The 6,800-nt window shown below is 44.7% G+C and carries 6 protein-coding genes and 2 pseudogenes; 3 read left to right on the forward strand and 5 right to left on the reverse strand.

Going from position 1 to position 6,800, the window contains the following annotated elements:
• Both F6K20_RS18655 and F6K20_RS18660 read left to right on the forward strand, forming a co-directional pair.
• Positions 1-555, forward strand: a pseudogene (locus F6K20_RS18655) (HetZ-related protein 2); the annotation flags it as partial.
• A 253-nt stretch (positions 556-808) separates the two neighbouring features.
• Entirely contained in the window at positions 809-1,258 is a 450-nt protein-coding gene (locus F6K20_RS18660; protein WP_008179708.1) for a hypothetical protein, read from the forward strand.
• Positions 1,259-1,285: 27 nt separating this feature from the next.
• Here F6K20_RS18660 and F6K20_RS18665 read toward each other — a convergent pair whose 3' ends face one another.
• Positions 1,286-1,750 (reverse strand): CAAD domain-containing protein, encoded by a 465-nt coding sequence (locus F6K20_RS18665; protein WP_008179709.1) that lies wholly within the window; start codon positions 1,748-1,750, stop codon positions 1,286-1,288.
• A 273-nt stretch (positions 1,751-2,023) separates the two neighbouring features.
• On the opposite strand from F6K20_RS18665, the gene rpe reads away from it, so the two are divergent.
• Complete coding sequence (gene rpe, locus F6K20_RS18670; protein ID WP_008179710.1) at positions 2,024-2,731, forward strand: ribulose-phosphate 3-epimerase; 708 nt, start codon at positions 2,024-2,026, stop codon at positions 2,729-2,731.
• A 141-nt stretch (positions 2,732-2,872) separates the two neighbouring features.
• Here rpe and F6K20_RS18675 read toward each other — a convergent pair whose 3' ends face one another.
• The 4 genes and pseudogenes from F6K20_RS18675 to F6K20_RS18690 all read right to left on the reverse strand — a co-directional run.
• A complete protein-coding gene (locus tag F6K20_RS18675; protein ID WP_008179712.1) occupies positions 2,873-4,354 on the reverse strand; it encodes a family 10 glycosylhydrolase in 1,482 nt (493 codons plus the stop codon).
• 656 nt (positions 4,355-5,010) lie between these two features.
• Positions 5,011-5,415 (reverse strand): photosystem II protein Psb27, encoded by a 405-nt coding sequence (psb27, locus tag F6K20_RS18680; RefSeq protein ID WP_008179714.1) that lies wholly within the window; start codon positions 5,413-5,415, stop codon positions 5,011-5,013.
• A gap of 193 nt (positions 5,416-5,608) precedes the next feature.
• A complete protein-coding gene (gene pstB, locus F6K20_RS18685; RefSeq protein ID WP_287295605.1) occupies positions 5,609-6,421 on the reverse strand; it encodes a phosphate ABC transporter ATP-binding protein PstB in 813 nt (270 codons plus the stop codon).
• A 115-nt stretch (positions 6,422-6,536) separates the two neighbouring features.
• A pseudogene (locus F6K20_RS18690) lies at positions 6,537-6,800 on the reverse strand (phosphate ABC transporter permease PstA); the annotation flags it as partial.

Genomic DNA, 6,800 nt, shown 5'->3' on the forward strand with positions numbered 1-6,800 from the left:
TCGGAAGGGGAAACCAATGCCCCAGTGAGTCTATTGGATAACCAAGCCATTACTAATTATCAACATAAGCAGGCTTGGGAAGAGAAACAAAGCCTAAGGATGTCCGTATCTAAGGAATTTGAGGCTTACTTAGAGAAAAACTTAGGGTCTGAGGCGGCCCTTTGGCTGCGACTTTACTTGCAAGGTCAATCTCAAGAGGCGATCGCTCGTCGCCTAAATTGGCCGATCAAGAAGGTCTATCGTCTACGGGAAAAAATTAGTTACCATGCCATTCGTGTCTTTTCCATCAATGGGGTAAAAGGCAAACCAGACTTAGTAGCAAGTTGGCTGGAAACATCCTATACTGAGCACAGTTTTGGACTAACCCCAAGGCAATGGCAAGAATATCAGCAAAAACTGACCCCTGAGCAACAGCAGTTGCTGGATAAGTTGAAAGCTGGTCATACCTTCGAAGCGATCGCTAACGATCTTAACTGGAGAAGTAACCAGGTGATGGGTGAATGGAACAAACTCTATCTAGCAGCTCAAGCCCTGCGCAGTGCTTCGGCAAGTTGAGGTTTGAATTTTATTATCCAATAAATCGCGCTAATTTATAAATAAGTGATAGGTATTAATTAGTATAGCTACAAGGAGCTACAGCCAAAAAACACTAATTTACTGTCATCAAAAAAAATGGGTCTGAAACCCCGTCCTTCTAGGAGACGAAACCTTAGGGAGTGGAGCCTTATTACAAAAGACTTAACCCTTTTACCCATAGCAGACTAACCATAAAGGCTCAACTCCCTTACGGTAACTTCAACGGACGGCTTTGTGCTATAATAGCAGAAGACGCAATGACCCGAAAAGGAAGGGTGAAACTCCCAGCAGTGGGACGCCTTGGTTAAATGGTAGTTACTCGAAATGGGGACTCGGTCTAAGACTCCAATTCCAGCCCAATGCCACGCAAGAGGCGCGACCCCGTAATTTAATTCGCCTAGGAGGCGTGCGCCTGAGTCTTTTTGGAAAGCGAATCAAAGTACTTAAAAAAAAAGTAGACTCAATGACATTTCTGTCGGAGAGAGTAGAGGCAATTGGCACCGCCAATTGGACTATCAACCCCATGTTGGTAGTTGTTACGAGCAATGCCCCAAAAGGGTACCTCCGCGCTTTGAATCCTCGCGCCTTTAGGCCGGGGAGTGTCAAACTAATTTACTGCAATAGGGTATGGAAACCAATTGAGACGATTGTCCATGCCCTATTTTTTTTACTCCTCACCTGACAAGGGCTAATGCCACCACACTAGTTATCACTTTTTAGCTATAAACTGACCTTTAAGGGATTGAATCTCCCCTGATAATTCTTGGCGTGTTTCGACTTTGAGTAGATAACGAGCTACAAACCAGATAGTATAGCCAATACCCACTAATTCAAACAACGGTGCCATCAGGGGAATATCGTTAATTGCATCCAGCACCGCCAAAGTGATCTTAACAGTCATGAACCCAGCGAGCAAAAGACCAATGGTAAGCAAGGGTTTTTGGTAATTGCTAACAAATCCGCCGATATATTCCGGCAATTGTGACAAAATGTCTGTAAGAGTTTGCAACCATTCCTGCCACGGTTGGGTGAGTTCTGGCTCAGGAGCAGTGAGTTTGGCTATAGCACCAGGTTGATCAACTTTGAGGTCTACTTTCAGCTGTTTTTCATCCTCAAGGGTAGTTTCATTGGTGCTGCTTTGAGTATATGCAGATGCTTGGGGATTTGACGTCATATTTCCTCCAAAATTCTATTAAAGCAGGATATTCTATCGTTTGAGTAAGGCAGCTGCATAAGAGTACAGACTGACTAACTGTTGCCCATGTTATCAAAAGTTTCATAATGACCTGCTAGAGGTAAGCATCCGTAGGTATGGGGTGATTTATAGCCAACTGGTCACCATCCCACTGGTCCCCAAATAGCTCAGCAGCACAACAACTGGTTAGGGAAAATCTAAAGATTTTGTTAAAATACTGAAAAATAAGCTTCCAGGAGAACACCTCCAATCATGAGCAACACCCTATCCCAAAAGCAAGTTGTTATTTCCCCTTCTATCCTGTCAGCTGATTTTAGCCGACTGGGAGAAGAAATTAAGGCTGTGGATGCCGCAGGCGCTGATTGGATTCATGTTGATGTCATGGATGGTAGATTTGTCCCTAACATCACCATTGGTCCTCTAGTTGTTAAAGCCATTCGCCCGATTACCCAAAAGCCACTGGATGTCCACTTGATGATTGTGGAACCAGAAAAGTATGTCGCAGACTTTGCTGAGGCAGGGGCTGATATTATATCTGTTCATGCTGAACACAATGCTTCACCCCATCTGCACCGCACTCTGTGTCAGATTAGAGAATTGGGTAAGCAAGCAGGTGTTGTACTTAACCCCTCCTCATCCTTGGATTTAATTGAGTACGTCCTAGAAGTCTGTGATTTGATCCTGATTATGAGCGTCAATCCTGGCTTTGGTGGTCAAAGCTTTATTACTGAAGTTGTGCCAAAAATCCGCAAACTCCGTCAGATGTGTGATGAGCGCGGTCTTTCTCCTTGGATTGAAGTTGATGGTGGACTCAAGGTTAACAATACCTGGCAAGTGCTAGAAGCTGGAGCGAATGCGATTGTGGCTGGCTCCGCTGTATTCAAGGCACCAGATTACGCAGAGGCAATTAGCGGTATTCGTAACAGCAAGCGTCCTGAACCCGAATTAGTAACTGCTTAATCAGAAGCATCCCAATTAGGGCAATCTTAACCAAAGGTCGAGGGGGCTCATTCTGAGCAGCCCTCTTCCGACACCCGAGCTCCCTACTCCCTACTCCCGCGCAACCCTAAGGTCATAAGTACCTAAGTTAATTGACAACTACTACAATCGGCAAAACTTGCGCTCGCGGTCAAATTCTGGATCTTGCCAAGAGAAGGCAAAATGGCTGACTGAGTTAATTTGTGGTGTCACTCGGCGCAATGCCTGCATCTGGTTTTCTAGGGAAGGACGATTTTTTATGGATCTTCCCCAAGTTCCTGCGAGTGCTGGTTTTACGTCTGTTTCCGACGATGCCCACTTAAACACCCGTTTGACTAAATTGGCAATACAACCGGTGTGACCACAAACACCATAAGACATGGGATGCCATTCCAGGGAACGGGGAAAATGTTCCCAAGGCTGTAGTCTGGAATCATAACCCATGCGACCTACAACTTGGTTGCCATCGGGGAAAAACACTGCACCGGCTTGTACCCCAGCTCGCTCTGCTGCCAATTCGCCTAATTTGAGAAAGTCTAATATCCCTTGGGCAGCGTGAGCAACACTGAGTTGCCACAACTGCCATTGTATAGTTCGAGTACTTTCTCTTGCTGAAGGAGTGCGACCTTGCCAGAGGGGGGTTTTTTCATCAGGGTAGAGCTTTTTGACAGCTTTTATATCCTTAGCGCTAATGGAACCCTTACTCAGATAGCGCCGAATTAGCTCCTTACCTTGATTGTTACCAGCCCGTTGATACAGGGCTTGCTTAGCTGCATCACTGTAAATCCAAAGATCCTTGACACTGCTGGCCACAGACTGGGAACCTGAACCACGGGGATAGCGAATGTAGTCGAATAAAATCCCATCGGGGCGTCGCTTTAATACACCCTTAAGCATCTCATAGTAGTCTACCTGGGCTTGTCGATTGTAAGGGTCGATAAATACTTGAGAGCCATCCTTAACTACAGACAAACTCGTTTCTCCTTGACCATTGCGGGCAAGAATCTGTTGCCGCTCGGCACGATGACCGTAGGTATAACCAAAATTCATTGTAAACATCCAGGCATACACCTGCAAACCCCGCTCACGACCTTTTTGAATCGCCTGGGCTAATAAATCTACGTTCTCAGTCCCCGGTTGTTGTATGACTGACGGCCAAGGAGTACGATTATCTGCCTTTGGTAACAGGACGCGACCATCGTAAAATACTTCAACGTAGACTTGATTGTAGCCTTGGTTCACAATACGGTCTAGGGTTTCCTCAAGGGCTCCAGGACGAGCATCACAGGGATATAAGCGCACCCAAATTGCTTGATTTTGCGGCCAGGTTTGGGAACGACACTGCTGTAAGAAACTGGCGTGTGCCTGGATAATGGTTTGGTAGCTGATTTTAGAGTCTGAGTTATTCTTTAAGGAATTAACTCTTAAGCTTTCTTTTTGAGCGATCGCTTCCTGAGTAAAGTGGCAATAAGCTTTTGTTTTTGCCTCAGCTGTTGGTACCAACCAACACTGACTCAACAGACTACTTCCTACTGCAAGGGCGGCAATCAAGCTACGATGTAGACCTTGCCGGTGTTGCCTCCGTTTACCAAAACTGTTATACATTCCTAGAAACACTACAAAAGAACAGAAAGTTAGCCAAAAGCCAGCTAACTCATCCCCGATTGGTTCAATATCTTTGACATCTCCCCCAGGTGCAGCATCAGGGATTCTAAACGGATACTACGAGAGGGTCAGCAAGTCACTAACTCGTTTTCATCCCCGCCGTTATTGCACAGGGGTTTTTAACTATGATTTTTTCTAAAATTAGCTTTAGCTAGTTATGATCTAGTTTAGGGATAGAAAGGGAAACACCAAGGGAGGGGGTAGAGGTAAATCTATAAGTAAATCTATATCGTTTTATTTGATGCATATATCATTAAATTTGTCAACTTTAGATTATACTCCATTAATTATTAGTTAACTAAAGCCCTAGTAGTGATCAACCCTATAATAATTAGTCTAACCCCTAACCGCTAACGGCTGGCATTACCTTTAAAGGTTTTCAGCTCTCTTAGCAACTGTTCCGGAAAATTCTTACTGATTACGAGAGTTAGGGTAGGAGCAGGGAAAGAATTGGCCAATAGTTTTAGATCATCGATAATCCTACCCTCCCTTGCCTGGGATGTTCTCAAGAAACCTGAAGATAGGACAGGTTTATACTGGCAATTTTTTGTTCACCCGGCTTATGCCTCGCCTACAATAGGCGAGGTGTGGACAGCTTAAGCGCCCCGTTTGAGAGAACGCTCGACTTGGGAAAATTCCTGCTCTAGACGATCCTTCACCTTTTTCGGTAAAGGGCGATTGGGATAGGAACTGTAGTAACCAGCCAAGGAATTGACAGCAGTTCGCATGGTAGTGAAGGAATTGAGGGTAGACACAGATCTATCTCTGCGGTAGCGCGAGGCATAGTCATTCATCAGTAGAGTGGCTTTTTCACGAATTGCCGTCTTATCTGGTGAATCTTCTGGTAATTCAAGGGCTTGTCTTAATTCTTGTAGAGCAGTTATTGTATCCTGACGGTAATCTCCTGTTAAGCCTGTACCACTTGAGGCACAACCAGTTAAACCGATAACCATAACCAGTACCAGGGCAATAAAACCTGATAAGTAGCGCTTTATTAGCATGATTGACATCAAATCCAATTTTATAATCAGATTTGATCCTATCTTGAATTGGTACTGGGGGGAGCATCCCCATCAGAAAAAAAAATCCCACGGGCGTGTTGCCGTGGCATGTCTAGTCTGAGATCAAATCTCCTATGAGTTAGGTTTAAAACACAAGGTTTCGTTGCATGTTAGGGGAAAATTTTGGGGGGATTTAGCCGAAACGCCCACTCACATAGTCCCTAGTGGCTTCCTGCTGAGGATTTTGGAAAATGACTTCAGTTCTATTGAACTCTACTAAATAGCCTTGTTTGCCACCTGTTTCCGTTGCCCTAGCGTTATAGAAAGCGGTCATGTCTGCTACTCGGGTAGCTTGTTGCATGTTGTGGGTAACGATAACAATGGTGTATTTTTCTTTCAGCTCGTGCATTAGTTCTTCCACTTTAAGGGTGGAGATGGGGTCAAGAGCGGAGCAAGGTTCATCCATCAACAACACTTCTGGCTTAATGGCTAAGGCGCGAGCAATACACAAACGCTGTTGTTGACCACCAGATAGAGACAGACCACTCTGTCTTAGTTTATCTTTGACTTCATCCCAGAGGGCAGCTTGTTGGAGACTGCGCTCCACTAATTCATCCATATCCCCTTGATAGCCATTAATCCGGGCTCCAAAGGCAATATTTTCATAAATGGATTTGGGAAAAGGGTTTGGCTTTTGGAATACCATCCCAATGCGGCGACGTACTTCTTCAATGCTGTTGTCAAACTTTTTATCATAAAGATTTTCGCCATGGAAGGTAATTCTACCTGTCACCCTTGCTCCCGGAATCAGGTCGTTTAAGCGATTAAAACACCGCAACAAGGTGCTTTTTCCACAACCAGACGGTCCGATAAAGGCGGTAACTTGGTTTTTGGGAATATCTAAATAGACATCTTTGACTGCTAAAAATGATCCATAGTAGACGGAAACCTTTTCAGCCCGTAAAACCGGATCTTCTACTTCTAAAGACGAAGTGGTGGAGTCCATAATTTGGTTAGGATTCATGGTTAAATCCTCTGTGTCATTGTTAACTTTTGAAATCAAAGCTGAAAAATTTTCCATGCTTTTTAATAGGTGTTTTACTAGTCTATATCCTGAGTTTCTATCTATTGGTTTGGAATTTGTTGCGCAGGAAAATTGCTCCGGCATTCATGACCAACAGCACTATCATCAACATCACAATTCCCGCCGCCGCGTTAGTGTGGAAGGCTTCTTGGGGACGAGAGATCCAGTTGTAAATTTGAATTGGCAGTGCAGTAAATGGATCTTGTGGGTTCATTGGCGGCCTGGTAATGAAGCTCAAGGCTCCGATAGTAATCAAAGGAGCAGTTTCCCCAATTGCCCTTGACAGATCGAAGAGCGGCGT

The organism is Moorena sp. SIO2C4, from assembly GCF_010672485.1.
Lineage (GTDB): Bacteria > Cyanobacteriota > Cyanobacteriia > Cyanobacteriales > Coleofasciculaceae > Moorena > Moorena producens.